The 22,179-nt window shown below is 62.1% G+C and carries 18 protein-coding genes; 12 read left to right on the top strand and 6 right to left on the bottom strand.

The genetic code is table 11. From position 1 onward, the window contains the following. Positions 1–9 precede the first annotated feature (9 nt). The 6 genes from ACTJK9_RS15985 to ACTJK9_RS15960 all read right to left on the bottom strand — a co-directional run bounded on the left by ACTJK9_RS15985 (position 10) and on the right by ACTJK9_RS15960 (position 6,702). Positions 10–804 (bottom strand): DUF4123 domain-containing protein, encoded by a 795-nt coding sequence (locus ACTJK9_RS15985; protein ID WP_440814796.1) that lies wholly within the window; start codon positions 802–804, stop codon positions 10–12. Beyond that, positions 801–2,150 (bottom strand): type VI secretion system Vgr family protein, encoded by a 1,350-nt coding sequence (locus ACTJK9_RS15980; RefSeq protein WP_221398610.1) that lies wholly within the window; start codon positions 2,148–2,150, stop codon positions 801–803. The genes ACTJK9_RS15985 and ACTJK9_RS15980 overlap by 4 nt, the downstream gene beginning before the upstream one ends. A 232-nt stretch (positions 2,151–2,382) precedes the next feature. Continuing rightward, the gene (gene speA, locus ACTJK9_RS15975; RefSeq protein ID WP_440814793.1) at positions 2,383–4,296 is read right to left on the bottom strand and encodes an arginine decarboxylase; all 1,914 of its coding nucleotides are present in this window, start codon (positions 4,294–4,296) and stop codon (positions 2,383–2,385) included. 218 nt (positions 4,297–4,514) lie between these two features. Further along, positions 4,515–4,886, bottom strand: a complete 372-nt coding sequence (locus tag ACTJK9_RS15970; protein WP_007951016.1) for a translation initiation factor Sui1 — start codon at positions 4,884–4,886, stop codon at positions 4,515–4,517. A gap of 187 nt (positions 4,887–5,073) precedes the next feature. After that, positions 5,074–5,631 (bottom strand): NUDIX hydrolase, encoded by a 558-nt coding sequence (locus tag ACTJK9_RS15965; protein ID WP_085611003.1) that lies wholly within the window; start codon positions 5,629–5,631, stop codon positions 5,074–5,076. Between the two features lie 3 nt (positions 5,632–5,634). Continuing rightward, on the bottom strand, positions 5,635–6,702 hold the full coding sequence (locus ACTJK9_RS15960; protein WP_039772049.1) for a DUF2333 family protein: 1,068 nt from the start codon (positions 6,700–6,702) through the stop codon (positions 5,635–5,637). A gap of 428 nt (positions 6,703–7,130) precedes the next feature. Here ACTJK9_RS15960 and gcbA point away from each other — a divergent pair, with 428 nt between their 5' ends. From gcbA to purD, 12 genes are all read left to right on the top strand, one after another. Further along, positions 7,131–8,801, top strand: a complete 1,671-nt coding sequence (gcbA, locus tag ACTJK9_RS15955) for a diguanylate cyclase GcbA (RefSeq protein ID WP_039772046.1) — start codon at positions 7,131–7,133, stop codon at positions 8,799–8,801. A gap of 50 nt (positions 8,802–8,851) precedes the next feature. Then, complete coding sequence (locus ACTJK9_RS15950) at positions 8,852–10,798, top strand: methyl-accepting chemotaxis protein (RefSeq protein WP_085611005.1); 1,947 nt, start codon at positions 8,852–8,854, stop codon at positions 10,796–10,798. 58 nt (positions 10,799–10,856) lie between these two features. Continuing rightward, a complete protein-coding gene (locus ACTJK9_RS15945) occupies positions 10,857–12,614 on the top strand; it encodes a protein-disulfide reductase DsbD (protein ID WP_085611006.1) in 1,758 nt (585 codons plus the stop codon). A 132-nt stretch (positions 12,615–12,746) separates the two neighbouring features. Then, positions 12,747–13,202 (top strand): type II 3-dehydroquinate dehydratase, encoded by a 456-nt coding sequence (aroQ, locus tag ACTJK9_RS15940; RefSeq protein WP_064593231.1) that lies wholly within the window; start codon positions 12,747–12,749, stop codon positions 13,200–13,202. Positions 13,203–13,226: 24 nt separating this feature from the next. Further along, positions 13,227–13,694: an acetyl-CoA carboxylase biotin carboxyl carrier protein gene (gene accB / locus ACTJK9_RS15935; RefSeq protein WP_007951023.1), complete on the top strand. Its 468-nt coding sequence runs from the start codon at positions 13,227–13,229 to the stop codon at positions 13,692–13,694. A 17-nt stretch (positions 13,695–13,711) separates the two neighbouring features. Next, positions 13,712–15,070 (top strand): acetyl-CoA carboxylase biotin carboxylase subunit, encoded by a 1,359-nt coding sequence (gene accC / locus ACTJK9_RS15930; protein ID WP_064593229.1) that lies wholly within the window; start codon positions 13,712–13,714, stop codon positions 15,068–15,070. Between the two features lie 166 nt (positions 15,071–15,236). After that, the gene (gene prmA / locus ACTJK9_RS15925; RefSeq protein WP_007951025.1) at positions 15,237–16,115 is read left to right on the top strand and encodes a 50S ribosomal protein L11 methyltransferase; all 879 of its coding nucleotides are present in this window, start codon (positions 15,237–15,239) and stop codon (positions 16,113–16,115) included. 30 nt (positions 16,116–16,145) lie between these two features. Beyond that, on the top strand, positions 16,146–17,414 hold the full coding sequence (locus tag ACTJK9_RS15920) for a DUF3426 domain-containing protein (RefSeq protein WP_440814789.1): 1,269 nt from the start codon (positions 16,146–16,148) through the stop codon (positions 17,412–17,414). A 185-nt stretch (positions 17,415–17,599) separates the two neighbouring features. Further along, entirely contained in the window at positions 17,600–18,610 is a 1,011-nt protein-coding gene (dusB, locus tag ACTJK9_RS15915) for a tRNA dihydrouridine synthase DusB (protein WP_085611009.1), read from the top strand. Next, positions 18,607–18,927, top strand: a complete 321-nt coding sequence (gene fis, locus ACTJK9_RS15910) for a DNA-binding transcriptional regulator Fis (RefSeq protein WP_002555375.1) — start codon at positions 18,607–18,609, stop codon at positions 18,925–18,927. The genes dusB and fis overlap by 4 nt, the downstream gene beginning before the upstream one ends. An 82-nt stretch (positions 18,928–19,009) precedes the next feature. Then, the gene (purH, locus tag ACTJK9_RS15905; protein WP_039772035.1) at positions 19,010–20,617 is read left to right on the top strand and encodes a bifunctional phosphoribosylaminoimidazolecarboxamide formyltransferase/IMP cyclohydrolase; all 1,608 of its coding nucleotides are present in this window, start codon (positions 19,010–19,012) and stop codon (positions 20,615–20,617) included. A 171-nt stretch (positions 20,618–20,788) separates the two neighbouring features. After that, a complete protein-coding gene (gene purD, locus ACTJK9_RS15900) occupies positions 20,789–22,081 on the top strand; it encodes a phosphoribosylamine--glycine ligase (protein ID WP_007951030.1) in 1,293 nt (430 codons plus the stop codon). The last annotated feature ends 98 nt before the right edge of the window (positions 22,082–22,179 follow it).

The raw sequence follows: 22,179 nt of genomic DNA, 5'->3' as shown, positions 1-22,179 counted from the left end.
AGCTTTACTTCACGATGGATCGCTCAGCCAGCGTCGACGCAACAGTTCGAGTCGTTCCCGCGGAGTCAGACCTTGCGGCAGCGGCATCAGCTCGGCACGCGGATGCAGCAAACGCAGCCACAACCAGTCGTCCAGCAGCGTCTGCTCGCTGAAGCCCAGTGCCAGACCTTGTTCCTGAAAGGCAGATATCAGCCGAAAGTTGTTTCCCGTCGCCTGACTCCAGCGCCAGACATGCTGATCCAGCAGGCAACGGTGCAAGCGTTCACGCTGTTGACGGGTCAGGCTTTGCTCGATGCGCAGCGGCTCCACGGCCAGCCCCGGATTGCGCAGTTGCTGCCAGCCCTGACTGCCACCAGCCAGATCGGCCCATGTCCCGCCGAACCAGCGCAGCCATCCGATCGGCCCAAGCCAGCAGCTCAATTGCCGGGCATCGCAGGCATCGAAAAAGTAACTGGCGGTCTGCCGATTGTAGAAATTGAGCAGTGCCCGGTGATTCAGGCCGATGGACACGGTCAGCATCCGCTGCAAGTGTTCGCGCAGTGTCTGCGCCGAGACCTCGCTGCCCAGCAGCAGCCCTTGCCAGGTCATGGGATCGGTATGACAGAGCGCCGATAGCGCCGGGCAGTCACGCAGGTCGATCAGCCATGGGCCATGCTCACTGACCGGCTGAAACTCGGTACCGTCAAACAGCTGCAGGCAGTGCACACCGGAGAATCCCTGACGTAACGTCTTCACTGCCTGAGGCGCCTGTGCGATATCCAGCAACAACCATTGAGCGCGTTGTCCGGGGGCTGCGCCGCTCATCTTCCATCGCTCGTTTTGAGCCCGGCGACCAATCGACAGCTGCACAGTGACGCCGAGCAATGGCGATAACTGCCGCCCCCCGGTATCAGGCACAGCAACAACAGAGGCTCGGCCGCCTTCAACCATTGAGGCACGCCGGCGGTATCCAGGCGCTCGGGCAGCGTTGACGATGCGTCATCCTCAATGCCCTCGATGAGTGCCGGGACCTGCAAGACGCCACTGATCACGGGCTGCTCAGGGTCACCTTCGAGAAAGCTCACCACCACCTCTACCCCGTCCTTCAATGATGCCATCGGCGTATCGGCCAACGCCGGCGCCAGCGGCAGCCAGCAGTGGCTGGGGCGGGCCCCTTCGCCCTGATAAAGCCAGTCGAACTGAACGGCCACCGGCCGCACGGCATCAGGTTGCGTCTCCTCGACCGACACCACCCAGGCACGCTGTGGGCTGCACATGCGAGCACCGCGGTATTCAACGGGTGATCGAGGCTCCGGCAACTGGTCAAGGGCAAAAATCCGGTTGCTGTAGGGCGGCTCGAGCGACTGATCGGCTCGATGCTCGATTCGACTCACCAGCCAGTCCGTATTGGCGTCTGCCAAGGGCTCGCCGGAAATCGTCAACCAGTGACCACTGCGCAGGGTTGGCGAATCGGAATGCCCCTGAGCCGTCAGTGTCCGCCGCGGCCCCTTTGCGTGCAGGCGGGCATGCTCGCCCAGTTGCCAGCGGCGCACTGGCGGCGACGGCGCTCCATCTTCGCTCTCGAATTGCAGGTTGCCGGCGCGTGGCAGCCGGGCCGGGTCATCACCGAACACCAGGCAATGCCCCTGGCTCCCTTGCTCGAAGTGATAGTGAATGCGTGCCTGTCCGCACAGCCTCTGTACCAGTTGCAGATCCGACTCGCCGTACTGGGTGCAGAATGTCCGGGGCGGATAAGCGCCTTGCAGATCGAACCGACGCCAGTTGCCACTGATGCCGTGCTCCTTGAGCACCTGATCCAGAATCTGCGGCACCGAGCGGTCGCTGAAGATGCGCTGGCTGTAGCGCAGTCCCAGACAGCTCAACCGCGGCCCCAGCCGCGCCCGGCACAACCGGGCGCTGCGCCCCTGTTCATGCTGGACAAGGCTATGCAACTGCCCGTGAATACCATTGCCGCAAGGCCCGAAACACAGGCGCGCCGAACGATACATCAGCCCGGCAAGGTCCAGGTGCGGATCATCGACCAGCAAGTCGATCTCGAACGCGAAAGGCTCGCTGATGGCTTCGCAACCCGTAAATGCCAGGACTTCAAGCGAGTCGGACAGGCCCGCTACATCGAGACGAAACGACGGCTCGTCGGCTGGATCGAACATGGGGGGATTCTCTACAGGGGGGCGGGCGGGGATTCTCGCCGAGACCCATGGCCGAGTAGAGGGCCGAACTACAAATTCGGAAATGACCTACGCGAAAAGCAGACAACGTCACTTTGCTGGCCTGGAAACAGGCCATTTCGCGAAGAGAAAAAGAAGCGTCTCACCCGGTCATCTGAAACGTCCGCGGTGGGCGGAACAATTTCAGACAACCAGATAAAAGCGGAACCTGGCCTCAGGAGGACAGGTAGGAGGAGCGGGTCAGACCCAGGCGCAGGGCATCGAGGAACTGGGTGCGTTCGCTGGCGCTGATGCGGGCACTGGCGCACTTGTCGCGATAGTGAGTCATCAGTTCTTCCGGCGACAGGTGCACATAGCGCAGCATGTCTTCGATGGTGTCGTGGGTTTCAATGCCGGCGTGGTAAACGCTGCCGTCGGCGTTCTGGTAAATGTTCACCGAGTCGGTGTCACCGAACAGGTTGTGCATGTCGCCAAGAATTTCCTGATAGGCGCCGACCAGGAACACGCCCAGCAGATAGTCTTCACCTTCGTTCAGCGCATGCACCGGCAGGCTGGTCTCGATGCTTTGCTCGTCGACGTACTGGTTGATCTTGCCGTCGGAGTCGCAGGTCAGATCCTGCAGCACCGCGCGACGCAGCGGCTCTTCGTCGAGACGGTGCAACGGGATGATCGGCAGCACCTGATCGATCGCCCAGGTGTCCGGCAGGCTCTGGAATACCGAGAAGTTGCAGATGTACTTGTCGGCCAGCTTGTCGTTGAGTTCGTCCAGCACCTGACGGTGCGAACGCTGACGTGCCTTCAGCGAGTTGTGCAGACGACGGCATACGGCGAAGTAGCACTGCTCGGCCAGGGCCTTCTCGGCCAGGGTCAGTTTGCCGTCGGCGTACTGGGCGGCCACGTCGCTCATGTAGTGGGTGGCGCGCCAGTAGGTTTCGGTGACCATTTCGATGTCGGTCGGGCCCAGCAGGTCAACCAGCCACTGCACGGTTTCCGGCAGCGCTTCCTTGTTCTCGATCAACGGGATTTCGTCGTTGTGTTTCTCGACGTCGGTGACCTGCACCACCAGCATCGCGTGGTGCGCGGTCAGCGAGCGGCCGCTTTCGGAGAAGATGTGCGGATGCGGCAGCGCCTGCGCATCGCAGAACTCCTTGAGCATGCCGACCACGACACCGGCGTAGTCATCCATGTCGTAGTTGATCGAACTGGCGTTGCGCGAGTGCGTACCGTCGTAGTCCACACCCAGGCCACCACCGACGTCGATGTGATCGACCGGCAGACCGAGGTTGCGCAGCTCGCCGTAGTAACGGATCGCTTCCTTGAAACCGTGCTGGTAGTCGGCCAGGTTGGCGATCTGCGAACCCATGTGGAAGTGCAGCAGACGGATGCCCTGATCCAGGCCCGCCGCGCGGAAACGCTCGACCACCGACAGCAGTTGCGCCGCCGACAGACCGAACTTGGATTTCTCGCCACCGGTGTCCGCCCACTTCGACGACGCCAGTGAGGACAGACGCACGCGCAGACCGACCTGCGGCTTGACCTTGAGCGAGGCGGCCTCTTCGATCACCAGACCGACTTCGGATTCTTTCTCGATCACAATGAATACATTGTGGCCGAGCTTCTGGCCCATCAGCGCCAGACGGATGAACTCGCGGTCCTTGTAACCGTTGCAGACGATGGTGCCGCCCTTCGGCGCCAGCGCCAGCACGGCCAGCAGCTCGGGCTTGGACCCGGCTTCCAGACCGATGGAAACGTTCTGGGTGGCGATGATGTTCTCGATCACCGCTTCCTGCTGGTTGACCTTGATCGGGTACAGCGCGGTGTATTTGCTCTGGTATTCCAGACGCTCGATGTTCGCATCGAAAGCGCCGGTCAGCTGACGGACGCGGTCTTGCAGGATGTCGGGAAAACGCACCAGCAGCGGCAGGGACAAGCCACTCTTGCGCAGCTGGTCGACTTGTTCGAACAGATCGATAGGCGAGCTGCTCGGGCCGTTCGGACGAACTTCGACGCGACCGGCTTCATTGATCGCGAAATACCCGGCCCCCCAATGGCGAATCCCGTAAACACTGCGGCTGTCCGCAACTGTCCATTGGCTGCCATCGTCTTTGCGTGTGCGTCGTACGGACATCGAAGTCCCCTATAAAGAAGTCATAGTGCGTCGCCTGATCGCAGGCCGGCGCAGTCTAAAGAATGAAAATGACGGTTCGTCAGCGGGGCGGTAGACCGCGCTGACAGCGTTGAGTTTAGAAACCGGTCATGAACAGGCTCTGTGAAAACCATGGAAACGACGTCAGGCCCAGGGACTCTGGAGCTGAATCAAGCCGCCGGTGGGTTTCACAGAGGCTGCTAGCCGCCGGACTTCTTCGCTTTGAAGCCGTGCTTGACCAACTCGGCCAGGAGCAGCTCGACATGGTCGCCCTGGATCTCGATGATCCCGTCTTTCAACGCACCGCCGGTGCCGCAACGTTTCTTCAACGTTGTCGCCAGCTCCTTGAGTGCGTCTTCGGCCAGAGGCACGCCGGTGATGGTGGTCACCGTCTTGCCGCCACGCCCCTTGCTCTCGCGGCGCACACGGGCAATGCCGTCGCCGGCCGGGATCACGGTTTGCTTGCAGATACAGGCGTCCACCGGCTTGCTGCATTCCGGGCAATGACGACCTGCGTCGGTGGAAAATACCAGGCCGCCCAGGGCGGCGAAGGATGCGGCTTTTTTGGCCACCGGCAATCCTCTCGGGAGGACAAAGACTGATCGCAGCCTTGGGCAAGGCTATCGACCGCGAAGCCCCACTCAGGCAGGGGCAGCGCTACTGCACCGGTTCTTCAATAAAAGCAGGCCGGTGCAGCTTGAAAAGGTCGCGCAGTGTAACGGCAAAAACGCCGATTGCTAAGTGCCAATCGGCGCCAATTTATGTGTTCTTTGCGACGTTGCTTTGCTGAGCCTTCAGATAACGTTTCAAGGCTGCCAGAGAGTCCGGGCAATAAGGCTTTTGCTCGATTTCCCGCATGACCTGTTCGATCGGAATGAAGCGCGCTTCGAGCACCTCCTCCGGCTGCAGGATCAACGGGCCATCCCACACTGCCGAAAACGCCGAACACCACAGGCGATTGCCGGTGTCTTCGAAGTAGAAATGGTCGTGGGCCGTCAGTTCGACACCACTCACCCCCAGCTCTTCCTCCAGCTCACGGGCCGCCGACTCGGCGTAGGTCTCGTTCGCCTGCACCATGCCGCCGGCCGCCACGTCCCAGTAACCGGGATAGATGGCCTTGCTCAGGGTGCGCCGATGCACGCAGAGTTCACCGGCGGAGTTGAACAGCATGATGTAGGTACCACGGCCAATCAGTCCGCGTTCTCGCAGATCCGAACGCACCAGGGCGCCGAGCAGGTTGTCCTGCTCGTCGACCCAGGCGATCTGTTCGGCATCCGAGGCGGCGCGGTGGGCCGCCTCTCTGGCGCTCTCGTCCATGACTCAGCCCTGATTGAGCAGTTGACGCAAATCGATCACGGCCGCGTTGGCCCGGGAAATGTAGTTGGCCATGACCAGCGAGTGGTTGGCCAGCACACCGAAACCGCTGCCATTGAGGATCATCGGGCTCCAGATCGGTTCCTGGGAGGCTTCCAGTTCGCGGATGATCTGACGCACGCTGACGGTCGCGTTCTTCTTTGCCAGCACATCGGCGAAATCGACCTCGATCGCGCGCAGCAGGTGCGACAGCGCCCAGGCCTGACCGCGAGCTTCGTAGAACACGTTGTCGATCTGCATCCACGGAGTCTCGACGACTTCCTCGTCGACCTGCGGCACTTCACCCACCGCCGGCACTTCGGTTTTCAGCGCGGTGTTGAGCTTGACCCGGCCAACACTGGCCGACAGGCGTTGCGACAGCGACCCGAGACGAGTACCGACATCACCCAGCCAGTTGTTCAGGTTGTCGGCACGGGCATAGAACAAGGCATTTTTCTGGGTCGGATCGGACAGGCGCGCCTGATAACGGCTCAGGGAATTGATGCCTTCCTGATACTCCGATTCGCTGGATGGCAGGATCCAGCTCTTGTTGTCGAAGTTGAAGCGCGGCTCGGCCTTGGCCAGGTCGGCGTCTTCAGCCGATTGCGACTGCGAGCGGGCGAAGTCCTTGCGCAAGGCACGGGTCAGGTCGCGGACCTGCACCAGTACGCCGTATTCCCAGCTCGGCATGTTGTCCATCCACAGGCCCGGCGGGAAACGGTCGTTGGAAATATAGCCGCCCGGCTTGTCGAGCAAAGTGCCGGCAACGGTTTTCAGGGTTTCGACGGTGGTGTAGCCGACCACCATCTGCTTGCCCTCTTTCTCGGCGGCAACCTGAGCGTTCTGCGCCACGGGAAACAGCGCCGGCTCCTGGCTCCAGTACCAACCCAGGCCAATGGTCACCAACAGGTAAATGGCAACCAACGTGGCCAGCGCCCGGCTGAACAACAGCCCGCCGACATAGCTGCGGGCGGCCGACTTGGGCTCGGCGGCACGTTCAGGCGCGCTGCCCGCGCGGTTCTTCCAGTCCAGCATGGCGATATCCTTTCAATCTTGGGTTCAACGGTTCGACCACAACCATACAACAACGTGCCTCGACCGGGCACCCGTCAATATTGACAGGCGCTGCCTCGCCACCCGACACAAGGCCGGGACAGACCGCCCTAAGGGATTCCCCGATAGCGAATTCATCGCCATTGCGCTGCCGATACCCGCAACGGGACAGCACAAAGACCCTGCCATCCCTTCCCCGCGCTCCGGTAAATTCATGGTTGCGCAGATCGGCAAATGCCCGGCAGATGGGGGCTTCACCGACGATCAGGTTCAAATTGAAACCCGGCAGTCAGAAACTGAATGGTGACGCACAGCAGATTATTGACGTACGACACTCATGTAAGGGAAAAGAGGTGCTAGCATAGAGCCACCAGTCGATCTCAGCATGCACCCTAACTAGTAGTCAGGATATGACCGAGCCAGAAGACCCCAGCCGTGAGCGCCTCAAGCACCACTTTGCCCAGCGGGTAATTCATCAGGCACGTCAGATTCTTGAGATATGGCAGCGCCTGCAACGCAGTGAGTGGTCCACTGCCGACCTCGCCGAACTGAGCGAGGCCAATCTGCGCCTGCTGCGTTTTGCCGAGCGCTTCGAACAGCCCGAGCACACGCAGTTGGCCCGCCACATCAGCCAGTCGCTGGAAGCGGTGGACGCCAATCGCGGACGCCTGAGCAGCGGCCTGATCACCGATCTCAACCGTTTGATGCAGCGTCTGTCGCGCACCGGGCTGCGCCATGGCGATCAGCTCGATCAGACCTTCCTGCCGCCCCTGCGCAAACCGATCTACGTGATGCTGCAGGATCACGACCGCGCCGAGCGGCTGGCCAAGCAGCTGGAGTTTTTCGGTCTGAGCGCCCAGGCGCTGGACAGTGTGTCGGCGTTTCGCTCCTCAATGGTCGAGCGCCTGCCGGCCGCGATTGTCATGGACGTGGATTTCAGCGGCGCCGGCGTCGGTCTGAAGCTCGCCGCTGAAGCCCAGCAAGGTCTGGAAGAACCGCTGCCGCTGCTGTTCTTCAGCCTGCACGAAACCGACACCCCGACCCGCCTCGCAGCGGTGCGCGCCGGTGGCCAGGAATTTCTCACCGGTACCCTCGAAGCCTCGAGCCTGCTGGAGAAGATCGAAGTCCTGACCTGCGTCGCCCAGTACGAACCCTATAAAGTGCTGATCATCGACGACTCCCGCGCCCAGGCCCTGCACACCGAACGCCTGCTCAACAGCGCCGGGATCGTCACCCGCACCCTGATCGAACCGATCCAGGCCATGGCCGAGCTGGCGGACTTCCAGCCAGACCTGATCATCCTCGACATGTACATGCCGGCCTGCACCGGCACCGAGCTGGCCAAGGTCATTCGTCATAACGATCGCTACGTCAGCGTGCCGATCATTTATCTGTCGGCCGAAGACGATCTGGACAAACAGCTCGACGCCATGAGCGAAGGCGGCGACGACTTCCTGACCAAGCCGATCAAGCCGCGCCACCTGATCACCACCGTGCGCAACCGCGCCGCCCGCGCGCGCAATCTCAAGGCACGGATGGTTCGCGACAGCCTCACCGGCCTGTACAACCACACGCACATTCTGCAATTGCTCGAAGACTGTTCGTTCCGCGCCCGCCGCGAGAACAAGCCGTTGAGCTTTGCCATGCTCGACATCGACCACTTCAAACGGGTCAACGACAGCCACGGCCACCCCATGGGCGACCGGGTGATCAAGAGCCTGGCGCTGTTCCTCAAGCAGCGTCTGCGCAAGACCGACTTCATCGGCCGTTACGGCGGCGAAGAGTTCGCCATCGTCATGCCCGACACCGATATAGAAGCCGCGCACAAAGTGCTCGACGAAATCCGCCAGCGCTTTGCCGAGATTCACTATCCGGCCCAGCCGCAGGATCTGTGGTGCACCTTCAGCGCCGGCGTGGTGGAGATGCGCGACGACTCCGACAGCCTGATGATGGCCAGCCAGGCCGACGAGGCGCTGTACCGCGCCAAGGGCGAAGGGCGCAATCGGGTGCAGACCGCCCGCGACTCAAAGCAAAGTGCCACTTTTTCATCGGAATCGCCCCAATCGGTCATAACCCTGTAACAGAACCGCAATAAATTCAGGCGCTTACCATTCTGCCGTTGGTAGCCGTCATGCGCCTGAAGTTGCTCACCAATCTCAATACTCTGTTGCTGGTCGCCGTCTGCTTGGCGCTCGGCGCCACGTTGTGGTGGTCGCAGAAAGCCCTGGAACGCCCGTATCTGTTGATGGAGCGTTACCTGGGCCTGTCGCAGCAATTTCAGAATGACGTGGCACGCAACGTCGAGGATTACCTCGCCAGCGGCGACGCCCTGCGCCTGAGCAGCGCCAGTCAGGCCATCGATCAATTGCAGAAAGAACTCGGTGAGCTGCCGCCCGCGCTGGCCGACACCTTGCGCCCGAGCCTCAGCGGCCTCGATGAATTCAGCAAGACCGACCTGCTGGCCGCCGGCAAACTCGCCGGTGATCCGCAGGCGTTGCTATTGCAGGCCGAGCGCGAATTGAGCGCCAGTCTCGACCAACTCAGCACCTACGCCGGCGGTAACGCGACCTACCTGACACCCCTGCTGATTGCCTCTCAACATTTGGGCAAACTGTCGCTGGCCCGGGACAAACTGGTCAGCAGCGGACGCAGTGAACTGGCCGCCGATGTCGAGCGCGAAGTCAGCAACATCCGCGCCCAGGCCCAAACGATCGATGCCCTGCCCTTGCTCGGTGTGGTCGCCAGCAGTGAGTCCGGCAGCGACGACTTCGCCGCGCTGATGGGCATCGAAAGCACCGAAAAAGCCGCCGCCGAAGACGCCGGCGTCGGCCTCAAACGCGAACTCAACAGTTTGCTCGGCCGTTATCCGGCGGAGCTGGCGCGCACCCGCGAGCAGATCCAGAAACGCACCGACCTGAGCACCGCAACCCACCAGAAAATCGCCGCCGTGCAACAAGCCATCGCCGGCCTCGAACCGGTGGTACGCGCCCAGCACGGGCAGATCCAGGGCGAAGTACGGCTGATGCAAGGCGTGATGATCGGTCTGATTCTGCTGATCGCACTGCTGATCGATACCCTGCAGCGGCGCCTGGCCCGCACTTTGACCAACCTCGCGCCGGCGCTGTCAACCTGGGCCGAAGGCGACTTCAGCCGCGACATTCATCTGGGCAAGACCAACCGCGAACTGCACGACATCGAAGCCTCGCTCAATCGCTTGCGCGCCTACCTGGTGGATCTGGTCGGGACCATTCGCGGCAATGCCGAGCAGGTGGCGGGCAGCAGCCGCACCCTCGCCGAACTGAGCAATGACTTGCACAGCGGTGCCGAACATCAGGCCGGCGACACAGCGCTGATCCGTGATTCTCTCGGCGAACTGGAAGCGACCATTCAGCAAGTGGCCGGCGATGCGCGCCAGGCCGCCGACGCCAGTCGCCATGCCGGGCTGGCGGTCGAACACGGGCAACAGGTGATCGGCCAGAGCCTCACCGGCCTGCACGCGCTGGTCGGCGAAGTGCAAGGCAACGCGCAGATGATCGAACACCTGGCCGAAGAGTCGGCGACCATCGGCGGCGTGCTGACGGTAATCCGCTCGATTGCCGACCAGACCAACCTGCTGGCGCTCAACGCGGCGATCGAAGCCGCCCGCGCCGGGGAAATGGGCCGTGGGTTTGCCGTGGTGGCCGAAGAAGTCCGCTCACTGGCACAACGCACCGCCGGCGCCACCGCCGAAATCCAGACTCTGATTGCCGGCCTGCAAACCGCCGCCCGGCAATCGGTCGAGGGCATGCGCGCACAGGTCGAACATGCCGAAGCCACCGCCAATCAGGCGCAATCGGCGGACGGGGCGCTGGACAAGATTGTTGGCGCGATCCAGACCATCTCCGACACCGCGATCCGCATCGCCGACATCACCGCGCAACAGAGCGGCGCGGTCAGCGAGATCCGCGATCACAGCGAGCGGATTCACCAGTTGGGCGGGGACAATCTGCTGCGCATCGGTCAGGGCCGCGAGCAAGGCGAGAACCTGCTGTTGCTGGGCGGTCAGCTGCACACCGCCGTGCAGGCGTTCCGCGTGTGACACACAGCTCAGGGCCAAGTCCGCTATCATTCCCGCACCTTTGATTCGCGAGATTGTCATGCGCCGTCTGCTCTGCCTGCTGCTTTTCGTCTTCGCCCTGCCGGCCGGCGCCGCCGGTCTGTTCGACAGCAAACCCAGCGCCACGCTGGGCTCGGTCAACAACAGCGCCGATTTCCTGCCGGTGCGCGAAGCCTTTCAACTGAGTCTGGTCGAGAGCACGCCGCAATCGGTCAAACTGCGCTTCGTCGCCACCGAAGGCTATTACCTCTACCGCCACCGTTTCCAATTTCGCGCCGAGCCGGCGGACGTAAAACTTGGCGCCGCACAACTGCCGCAAGGCGAACAGAAACACGACGAGTATTTCGGCGACGTCGAGGTCTACCACGGCATTCTCGATGTGGAGCTGCCACGCAGTGATGCCCGAGCCTTCACGCTGGCCGTCACCTATCAGGGCTGTGCCGACAAGGGTTTGTGCTATCCACCGGAAACCGAACGCCTGAGCATCGAGGGCAACGCAGCGGCACGTGAGGCGTCCGCTCCGGTGACCGGTTGGGACTGGCGTGATCTGGCGCTGTTTTTCCTGGCGGGCCTGGGCCTGACCTTCACGCCGTGTGTATTGCCGATGCTGCCGATCCTGTCCGGTGTGGTGTTGCGCGGGCAGGTCGGCGGTTTGCGTGGTTTCAATCTGTCGTTGGCTTATGTGCTGCCGATGGCCGCGTGCTTTGCGCTGCTCGGGGCCTTGATGGGGCTCTTCGGCGCGCAACTGAATTTGCAGGCACGGCTGCAATCGGCGTGGGTGCTGGTGCCGTTCTCGATGTTTTTTGCGGTGTTTGCGCTGGCGATGTTCGGCGTATTCGAGCTGAAACTGCCGCACTTCATCAGCAGCCGCCTCGACCGGATCGCCGGGCGCACCGAAGGCGGCTCGTTGTGGGGCGCGGCGGTGTTGGGTGTGGTGTCGAGTTTGCTGGTATCGCCGTGCGTTTCCGCACCGCTGGCCGGCGCACTGCTTTATATAAGCGCCAGCGGCGACGCGTTGGGCGGCGGCCTGAAGCTGTTCATGCTCGGCCTGGGCATGGGCGCGCCGCTGTTGCTGGTGGCTACCGGTGGCGCGGCGTGGCTGCCGAAAAGCGGGCCGTGGATGATGTACGTGAAGAACGGCATCGGCGTGTTGCTGCTCGGGCTGGCGATCGGTCTGCTCAGCCGGGTATTGCCGGGACAGATCACCTTGCTGCTGATCGGCCTGCTGGCCGGCGGCGTCGGCCTGTTCCTCGGCGCTCTGGAATTCGTCTACAAACCGCCGCGCAAACGCCTCGGCCAGTTGCTGGGCCTGTTCCTGCTGTTTTATGCGCTGGCCTGCTGGTACGGCGCGTTCAGCGGGCAGACCGACCCGCTGAATCCAATAGCCCCGGCACGACTTGCCGACAGCGGCTCGACCGCGCAAAACAGCGGCTCGTGGCAGACCGTCAGCACCCCGGCGGAACTGGATCGGGCACTGCTCGAAGCGAAAACCGCCGGCACCCCGCTGCTGCTCGACTGGTACGCCGACTGGTGCATCAGCTGCAAAGTCATCGAACACGAAGTGCTCAATGACGCCACGGTGGTGGAGCGGCTCAAGGGCTATCGACTGATCCGCTTCGACATCACCGCGAGCAATGCCGAACAGCGCACCCTGCTCGACCGCTACAGCCTGTTCGGGCCACCGGCGCTGATGTTCTTCGGCAAGGACGGGGCAGAACGCCGCGATGTGCGGGTGATCGGCGAGATCAACGCCCGCGACTTCGCCGAACGTGTTGCCAGAGCGAATGACCGGATTTAATCAGTCAGTCACATATTTTGCGCAAACATCGGTCATCGTGCTGGCTATTGCAGAGAACTGGACAGTCACAAAGTCTTTGCGGCATAGTCGCCGGGTTCTGACGAAGGCTCACCCATAACAAGGAACACGCAGATGGCAACGCTACTGGTGCTGCACGGCCCCAACCTGAACCTGCTCGGCACCCGGGAACCCGGGACCTACGGGTCGACCACCCTGGCGCAGATCAATCAGGATCTGGAACGCCGCGCCCGTGAAGCCGGCCATCATCTGCTGTATCTGCAAAGCAACGCCGAGTACGAATTGATCGACCGCATCCACGCCGCACGCGGCGAAGGCGTGGACTTCATTCTGATCAACCCGGCGGCATTTACACACACAAGTGTCGCATTACGTGACGCGCTGCTGGGAGTGAGCATCCCATTCATCGAAGTGCATTTGTCCAACGTGCACAAACGCGAACCTTTCCGCCATCACTCCTACTTCTCCGACGTAGCGGTAGGAGTGATCTGCGGCCTTGGCGCCAGCGGTTACCGACTGGCCCTGGAGGCTGCACTAGAGCAGCTTGAACACCAAGCTATACGCCCCTGACCGACCCTTGGGAGTTGATGATTCATGGATATCCGTAAAGTTAAGAAACTGATCGAATTGCTGGAAGAGTCCGGCATCGACGAGCTCGAGATCAAGGAAGGCGAAGAGTCCGTACGCATCAGCCGTCACAGCAAGACCCCGGCGCAGCAGTACTACGCTCCGGCTCCGATGCAGGCTCCGGCCGCTGCACCTGCCGCCGCTGCCGCTCCGGTTGCTGCTGCCGCAGCTCCAGCTGCCGCTGCTGCTCCAGCGCTGAACGGCACCGTTGCCCGTTCGCCGATGGTCGGCACCTTCTATCGCAAATCTTCGCCAACCTCGCCGTCCTTCGTTGAAGTCGGCCAGACCGTGAAGAAAGGCGACACCCTGTGCATCGTCGAAGCCATGAAGATGATGAACCACATCGAAGCTGAAACCAGCGGTGTGATCGAGTCCATCCTCGTCGAAGACGGCCAGCCGGTTGAGTACGACCAACCGCTGTTCACCATCGTTTGAACTGCGGAGAGCCTTTGATGACTGCGAAGTTGGAAAAAGTTCTGATCGCTAACCGCGGTGAGATCGCCCTGCGGATTCTGCGTGCCTGCAAAGAGATGGGCATCAAGACCGTCGCCGTTTACTCCAAGGCCGACAAAGAGCTGATGCACCTGGGTCTGGCAGACGAATCCGTCTGCATCGGCCCGGCTTCTGCCGCTCAGTCCTACCTGCACATCCCGGCCATCATCGCTGCCGCTGAAGTGACTGGCGCTACCGCCATTCACCCAGGCTACGGTTTCCTCGCGGAAAACGCCGACTTCGCCGAGCAGGTCGAGAACTCCGGCTTCGCCTTCATCGGTCCGAAAGCCGAAACCATTCGCCTGATGGGCGACAAGGTATCGGCCAAGCACGCGATGATCGAAGCGGGCGTGCCAACCGTTCCAGGTTCCGACGGCCCGCTGCCGGAAGACGAGGAAACGGCGCTGCGCATCGGTCGTGAAGTCGGCTATCCGGTGATCATCAAGGCCGCCGGCGGCGGTGGTGGTCGCGGCATGCGCGTGGTGCACAAGGAAGAAGACCTGATCGCCTCGGCGAAACTGACCCGCTCCGAAGCAGGCGCGGCGTTCGGCAACCCGATGGTCTATCTGGAAAAATTCCTGACCAACCCGCGTCACGTCGAAGTGCAGGTTCTGTCCGACGGCCAGGGCAATGCCATCCATCTGGGCGACCGCGATTGCTCGCTGCAACGCCGCCACCAGAAGGTTCTCGAGGAAGCGCCGGCACCGGGCATCGACGAGAACGCGCGCAAGGAAGTCCTGGCTCGCTGCGTCAAGGCGTGCATCGACATCGGCTACCGTGGCGCCGGCACCTTCGAGTTCCTGTACGAGAACGGTCGCTTCTACTTCATCGAAATGAACACCCGTGTTCAGGTGGAGCACCCGGTTTCGGAAATGGTCACCGGTATCGACATCGTCAAGGAGATGCTCAGCATCGCCGCTGGCAACAAGCTGTCGTATACCCAGGATGATGTGGTGATCCGCGGTCACTCGCTGGAATGCCGGATCAACGCCGAAGACCCGAAAACCTTCATGCCGAGCCCGGGTACGGTCAAGCATTTCCACGCACCAGGCGGCAACGGCGTTCGCGTCGATTCGCACCTGTACAGCGGTTATGCCGTTCCGCCGAACTACGACTCGCTGATCGGCAAGCTGATCACTTACGGCGCGACCCGCGACGAAGCCATGGCCCGCATGCGCAATGCCCTGGACGAAATCGTGGTCGACGGGATCAAGACCAACATCCCGCTGCACCGTGATCTGACCCGCGACGAAGGCTTCTGCAAAGGGGGCGTGAACATTCACTACCTCGAGCACAAGCTGGCTGGCGAGAAGCACTAAGCTTCAGCCCGCACCTGACAAAGCCGCCTTCGGGCGGCTTTGTTGTTTCCGAAGGTTTCATCTGCTCACACATTCCCCGCTCCCACAAAACCGTCGCGCTCGCGTAAACTTGCGCGCTTCTCGCAGGCCGCTAGGCTGCAATCAATCTTTTTCACAGGTGCCCGCCATGCCTTGGCTGCAAGTAAGACTCGCCATCAGCCCGGAACAAGCCGAAACCTACGAAGACGCTTTCCTTGAAGTGGGCGCCGTTTCGGTGACCTTCATGGACGCCGAAGACCAGCCGATCTTCGAGCCGGAACTCAACACCACCCCGCTGTGGGCACACACCCACCTGTTGGCCCTGTTCGAGGGCGGCACCGAAGCCGCCCCGGTACTGGCCCATCTGGAACTGCTGACCGGCAGCCCGCTGCCCGAGCACCACAGCGAAGTAATCGAAGACCAGGACTGGGAACGCAGCTGGATGGATGGTTTCCAGCCGATGCGTTTCGGTCAGCGTCTGTGGATCGTGCCGAGCTGGCACGCCGCCCCGGAGCCGGACGCGGTCAACCTGCTGCTGGACCCGGGCCTGGCGTTCGGCACCGGTACCCACCCGACCACCGCCCTGTGCCTGGAATGGCTGGACGGCCAGGACTTGAAAGACTGCAACGTGCTGGACTTCGGCTGCGGCTCGGGGATTCTTGCGATTGCCGCCCTGCTGCTGGGCGCGAAAGAAGCCGTGGGCACCGACATCGACGTGCAGGCACTCGAAGCCTCCCGCGACAACGCCGGGCGCAACAACATCGCGGACGAACTGTTCCCGCTGTACCTTCCGGAAGACCTGCCGCAGGTCAAAGCCGACGTACTGGTGGCCAACATTCTGGCCGGTCCGCTGGTTTCCCTGGCGCCGCAACTGTCCGGCCTGGTCAAGTCCGGCGGGCGTCTGGCGCTGTCCGGGATCCTCGCCGAACAAGGTGACGAAGTCGCTGCCGCCTACGCGCAGGACTTCGATCTCGACCCGATCGCCAATCGTGATGGCTGGGTGCGCATCACCGGCCGTCGGCGCTAGAATGACCGCCTGCTCAATCCGGATCGCCGCATGACCGACAGCTTCGTCACCCAGTGCCCGCATTGCCAAACCAGTTTCCGCGTCAGCCACGCTCAGTTGAGCGTGGCCCGCGGGGTGGTTCGTTGCGGCTCCTGCCTGCAAGTGTTCAATGCCGCCAAGCAATTGCTGGAGCAACACGCAGGCAAGGAAGCGGTCACGCCGGTGGCGCCGTTAATCAGCGAGCCGCCGCCGATCAGCGAGCCGGCGCCAGTCGAACCACCGGCCATCGTCGAAACGCCCGAGCCGCGCGCCATCAGCCAGAAGCAATGGAGCGCCGCCGAGCTGGATCTGGACAGCCTGGATCTGGACGAAGAACTGGCCCGCCTCGAGCAACGGGAAATCCAGCCGACCACCGAGTTCGGCCGCCCACGCGAAGACGCCCTGAGCGCCCGCCGCGACAGCCACGAACCGGAAGACACGACTTGGCCGGACAGCCTGTTCAGCGAACCGGCAGATGAGCGCGCACCCGAAGTCGAAGATGAACCCGACGTCGTCGAGCCTGAACCCGTCCGACCGGAGCGAACCGAACCCTCGCTGTCGCTGGAGCCGGTGGATCTCGACGACGAACCGCCGATCCCGCAACTGCGCCTGCACGATCCGATCGACCCGAATGCCCGCCGCGAACGCCTGTCGGCCAGCGATGACGTCGACGACGAACTGCCACTCATCGAAGCACCGCGCAAAAAGCGCGAACGCGTCGAATCCAGCGTTCGCGCCGAAGCGTTGCAGGATCTGACCGACGACCCGCTGCAACTGGACTGGCAGAAACGCCGCTCGCCCTGGGGCCGTCGCCTGCTCTGGCTGTTGCTGATCGTGCTGGCCGCCGCCGGCCTGGGCGGACAATACATCGCCTATCACTTCGATGAACTGGCGCGCCAGGATCAATACCGGCCGTGGTTCCAGCAACTGTGCCCGCAAGTCGGCTGCACGGTGCCTTCCAAAGTGGATATCGCCAAGATCAAGAGCAGCAACCTGGTGGTGCGCAGCCACCCGGAATTCAGCGGTGCGCTGGTGGTGGACGCGATCATTTATAACCGCGCGCCGTTCTCGCAGCCGTTTCCGCTGCTGGAGCTGCGCTTCGCCGACCTCAACGGTCACCTGATCGCCAGTCGTCGCTTCAAACCCGGCGAATACCTCAACGGCGACCTCGAAGGCATGGCGGAAATGCCGCCGCAGACGCCGATCCACATCGCTCTGGACATCCTTGACCCAGGCCCGAAAGCGGTGAACTACAGCCTGAGTTTCCACTCACCCGAGTGAAACGCTTCACCGCTCCCGGATTGACGGCAATTTTCTGACTGCACACCGCGCGACCAAACCGGCGGTAATAACAGAATAACTGTTCAGATTTTGTTCAATTCAGCCTTTATCCAGTCATCGAGAGCGGGTATCATGCCAACCCTTTTTCGAACTCTCATGATCCGGCCCCACTTCAGGGAAGTCCTATGTCGGCGGTACGCATCGGCCCATATACATTGCAGAACGGTTTGATCCTCGCCCCGATGGCGGGTGTCACCGACCAGCCCTTTCGTCAGCTGTGCAAGCGTCTGGGCGCAGGGCTTGTAGTCTCGGAAATGGTCACCAGTGACATGAGCCTGTGGAACACCCGCAAGTCGCGCATGCGCATGATCCACGAAGGCGATCCCGAGCCACGCTCGGTGCAGATCGCCGGTGGCGATGCGCAGATGCTGGCGGATGCGGCCCGGGCCAACGTCGAGCTGGGCGCACAGATTATTGATATCAACATGGGTTGCCCGGCGAAGAAGGTCTGCAACAAGGCCGCCGGCTCCGCGTTGTTGAAGGATGAAGCACTGGTTACCGAGATCCTGCATGCCGTCGTGGCGGCGGTTGATGTGCCGGTGACCCTGAAGATCCGCACCGGATGGGATCGCGACAACAAGAACGGCCTGACCGTGGCGAAGATCGCCGAACAGGCCGGGATCACGGCGCTGGCGGTGCATGGCCGCACCCGCGCCGACCTGTACACCGGCGAAGCCGAGTACGACACCATTGCCGCGATCAAGCAGGCGGTGTCGATTCCGGTCTTTGCCAACGGCGACATCGTATCGCCGGAAAAGGCCCGCTACGTGCTCGACGCGACCGGTGCCGATGGCCTGTTGATCGGCCGGGCCGCCCAGGGGCGGCCATGGATTTTTCGCGAGATCGAACACTTTCTGCGTACCGGCGAAAAACTGCCGGCGCCGGAGCTGATCGAGGTGGAACGCATTCTGCTTGAGCATCTGGCCGCCCTCCACGCCTTCTATGGGGACGTGATGGGCGTGCGAATTGCCCGCAAACATGTGGGCTGGTATCTCGCAACCTTGCCGGGCGCCAAGGAGTTTCGCGCCCACTTCAATCGTTTGGATGGTACGGAAACACAATGCGCCAACGTTCGGGAGTTCTTCGCCGAACGTTACAAGAGCCTGACAGGGGACGGAGAAGGGGTGGCCGCATGACGATGATGACCGAGACTTTAGTGAGTGGAACAACACCCGTGAGCGACAACGTGAATTTGAAACAGCACCTCAATACCCCGAGCGAAGAAGGCCAGACCCTTCGCGGGAGTGTCGAGAAGGCGCTGCACAATTATTTCGCCCACCTTGAGGGCGCGTCCGTCACGGATGTGTACAACCTGGTGCTCTCCGAAGTCGAGGCTCCCCTGCTCGAAAGCGTGATGAACTACGTCAAGGGCAACCAGACCAAGGCCAGCGAGCTGCTCGGACTGAACCGCGGCACGCTGCGCAAGAAACTCAAGCAGTACGATCTGCTGTAAGCATTCAATCAAACCAGAAAGGCGCCCGCGTAAAACCGGTCGCCTTTTTTGCTGACTTCCCTTGCTTTTGATGGAAATTGAGATGACCGACCAGACTACCCGCCTGCCGATCCGCCGCGCCTTGATCAGTGTTTCCGACAAGACCGGGATCCTCGAATTCGCCAGGGAGCTGGAAGCCCTGGGCGTGGAAATCCTTTCCACCGGCGGGACCTTCAAACTGCTGCAGGACAACGGCGTGGCCGCAGTGGAAGTCGCGGATTACACCGGTTTCGCAGAGATGATGGACGGTCGGGTGAAAACCCTGCACCCGAAAATCCACGGCGGGATCCTCGGTCGTCGCGGTATCGACGACGCCATCATGAACGAGCACGGCATCAAGCCGATCGATCTGGTAGCCGTGAACCTGTACCCGTTCGAAGCCACCATCAGCAAGCCAGGCTGCGACCTGCCGACCGCCATCGAAAACATCGACATCGGCGGCCCGACCATGGTCCGTTCGGCGGCGAAAAACCACAAAGACGTGGCCATCGTGGTGAATGCCAGCGATTACGCCAACGTCCTGGAAAACCTCAAGGCCGGTGGCCTGACCTATGCTCAGCGTTTCGACCTGATGCTCAAGGCGTTCGAACACACCGCCGCCTACGACGGCATGATCGCCAACTACATGGGCACCGTGAACCAGGCTGCCGAAACCCTGAGCACCGAAGGTCGCAGCGAATTCCCGCGCACCTTCAACAGCCAGTTCATCAAGGCCCAGGAAATGCGCTACGGCGAGAACCCGCACCAGAGCGCGGCGTTCTACGTTGAAGCCAAGCCTGCCGAAGTCGGCATCGCCACCGCCACCCAGCTGCAAGGCAAAGAGCTGTCGTACAACAACGTGGCCGACACCGACGCTGCGCTGGAATGCGTGAAGAGCTTCGTCAAACCGGCCTGCGTGATCGTCAAGCACGCCAACCCGTGCGGCGTGGCCGTGAGCCCGGACGCCGAAGGCGGCATCCGTCAGGCCTACGAACTGGCCTACGCCACTGACACCGAATCCGCGTTCGGCGGCATCATCGCCTTCAACCGTGAACTGGATGCCGAGACCGCCAAGGCGATCGTCGAGCGTCAGTTCGTTGAAGTGATCATCGCCCCAAGCGTCAGCGAAGAAGCCCGTGCCATCGTCGCTGCCAAGGCCAATGTGCGCCTGCTGGCCTGCGGCGAGTGGTCGGCGGATCGCGTTCCGGCCTGGGACTACAAGCGCGTCAACGGCGGCCTGCTGGTACAGAGCCGCGACATCGGCATGATCGGCGCCGACGACCTGAAAGTGGTGACCAAACGCGCCCCGACCGAACAGGAAGTCCACGACCTGATCTTCGCCTGGAAAGTGGCCAAGTTCGTCAAATCCAACGCCATCGTCTACGCCAAGAACCGCCAGACCATCGGTGTCGGCGCCGGCCAGATGAGCCGCGTGAACTCGGCGCGTATCGCGGCGATCAAGGCTGAACACGCCGGTCTGCAAGTGGCTGGTTCGGTGATGGCGTCGGACGCGTTCTTCCCGTTCCGCGACGGTCTGGACAACGCGGCCAAGGTCGGTATCACGGCAGTGATCCAGCCGGGTGGCTCGATGCGTGATGCTGAAGTGATTGCTGCTGCTGACGAAGCCGGTATCGCCATGGTCTTTACAGGCATGCGCCATTTCCGTCACTGATAAACCGATTCAAATGTGGGAGCGGGCTTGCTCGCGAATGCAATCTGTCAGCGACATTTGTTTCGACTGACACTCCGCTTTCGCGAGCAAGTCGAATCGTCGCACCGCCGCTCCCACAGAAAAGCAGTCTTAGTGCTGCCTCCAGAATTAGCGTCATCCGAGGTTTTTGAAATGAATGTTTTGATCATTGGCAGCGGTGGCCGCGAACACGCCCTGGCCTGGAAAGTGGCTCAGGATCCGCGTGTGCAGAAAGTTTTCGTCGCACCGGGCAACGCCGGCACCGCGATTGAAGCCAAGTGCGAGAACGTCGCCATCGACGTGCTGGCCCTCGAGCAGCTCGCTGACTTCGCCGAGAAAAACGTTTCCCTGACCATCGTCGGTCCGGAAGTGCCATTGGTGGCCGGCGTCGTCGACCTGTTCCGCTCCCGTGGCCTGGACTGCTTCGGTCCGACCGCCGGCGCCGCGCAGCTGGAAGGCTCGAAAGCCTTCACCAAGGATTTCCTGGCACGCCACAAGATCCCGACCGCCGACTACCAGAACTTCACCGAGATCGAGCCGGCCCTGGCTTATCTGCGTGAAAAAGGCGCACCGATCGTGATCAAGGCTGACGGCCTGGCCGCCGGTAAAGGCGTGATCGTCGCCATGACCCTGGCCGAAGCCGAAGACGCCGTGCGCGACATGCTCGCCGGCAATTCCTTTGGCGACGCCGGTTCGCGCGTTGTCATCGAAGAATTCCTCGACGGCGAAGAAGCCAGCTTCATCGTCATGGTCGACGGCAAGAACGTTCTGCCGATGGCCACCAGCCAGGACCACAAACGCGTCGGCGACGGCGACAGCGGCCCGAACACCGGCGGCATGGGTGCTTACTCCCCTGCACCGGTGGTCACCGCCGACGTGCACCAGCGCGTGATGGACCAAGTGATCTGGCCGACCGTGCGCGGCATGGCCGACGAAGGCAACGTCTACACCGGTTTCCTGTACGCCGGTCTGATGATCGACAAGGCCGGCAATCCGAAGGTCATCGAGTTCAACTGCCGCTTCGGCGACCCGGAAACCCAACCGGTGATGCTGCGTCTGCAGTCGAGCCTGGTGCTGCTGGTCGAAGCGGCACTGGCCCAGGCGCTGGACAAGGTTGAAGCGCAGTGGGATCCACGTCCGAGCGTCGGCATCGTGCTGGCCGCCGGCGGTTACCCGGGCGACTACGCCAAGGGCGCGCCGATCAACGGTCTGGACGCTGCCGCCGCACTGGAAGGCAAGGTCTTCCACGCCGGTACTGCGCTCAAGGACGGCAACGTCGTGACGGCCGGCGGTCGGGTGCTGTGCGCCACCGCCATGGGCGCCAGCGTCGGCGCCGCCCAGGAGCAGGCCTACAAACTGGCCAAGGCCATCGACTGGGAAGGCTGCTTCTACCGCACCGACATTGGCTACCGCGCCATTGCCCGTGAACGCGGTGAGTCTCAGTAATAAGCTACGCTGTGTTTCCGGCAGGGGCTCATCGCCCTTGCCGGACTGTTCCGACGCTGCGCATCGTTATATTCTGGCATCAACCTACGAAGGGATTT

This window comes from Pseudomonas sp. 22082 (genome assembly GCF_052046055.1).
In the GTDB taxonomy this organism is placed as follows: Bacteria; Pseudomonadota; Gammaproteobacteria; order Pseudomonadales; family Pseudomonadaceae; genus Aquipseudomonas; species Aquipseudomonas pharyngis.
This window is presented reverse-complemented; position numbering and strand designations above follow the sequence as displayed.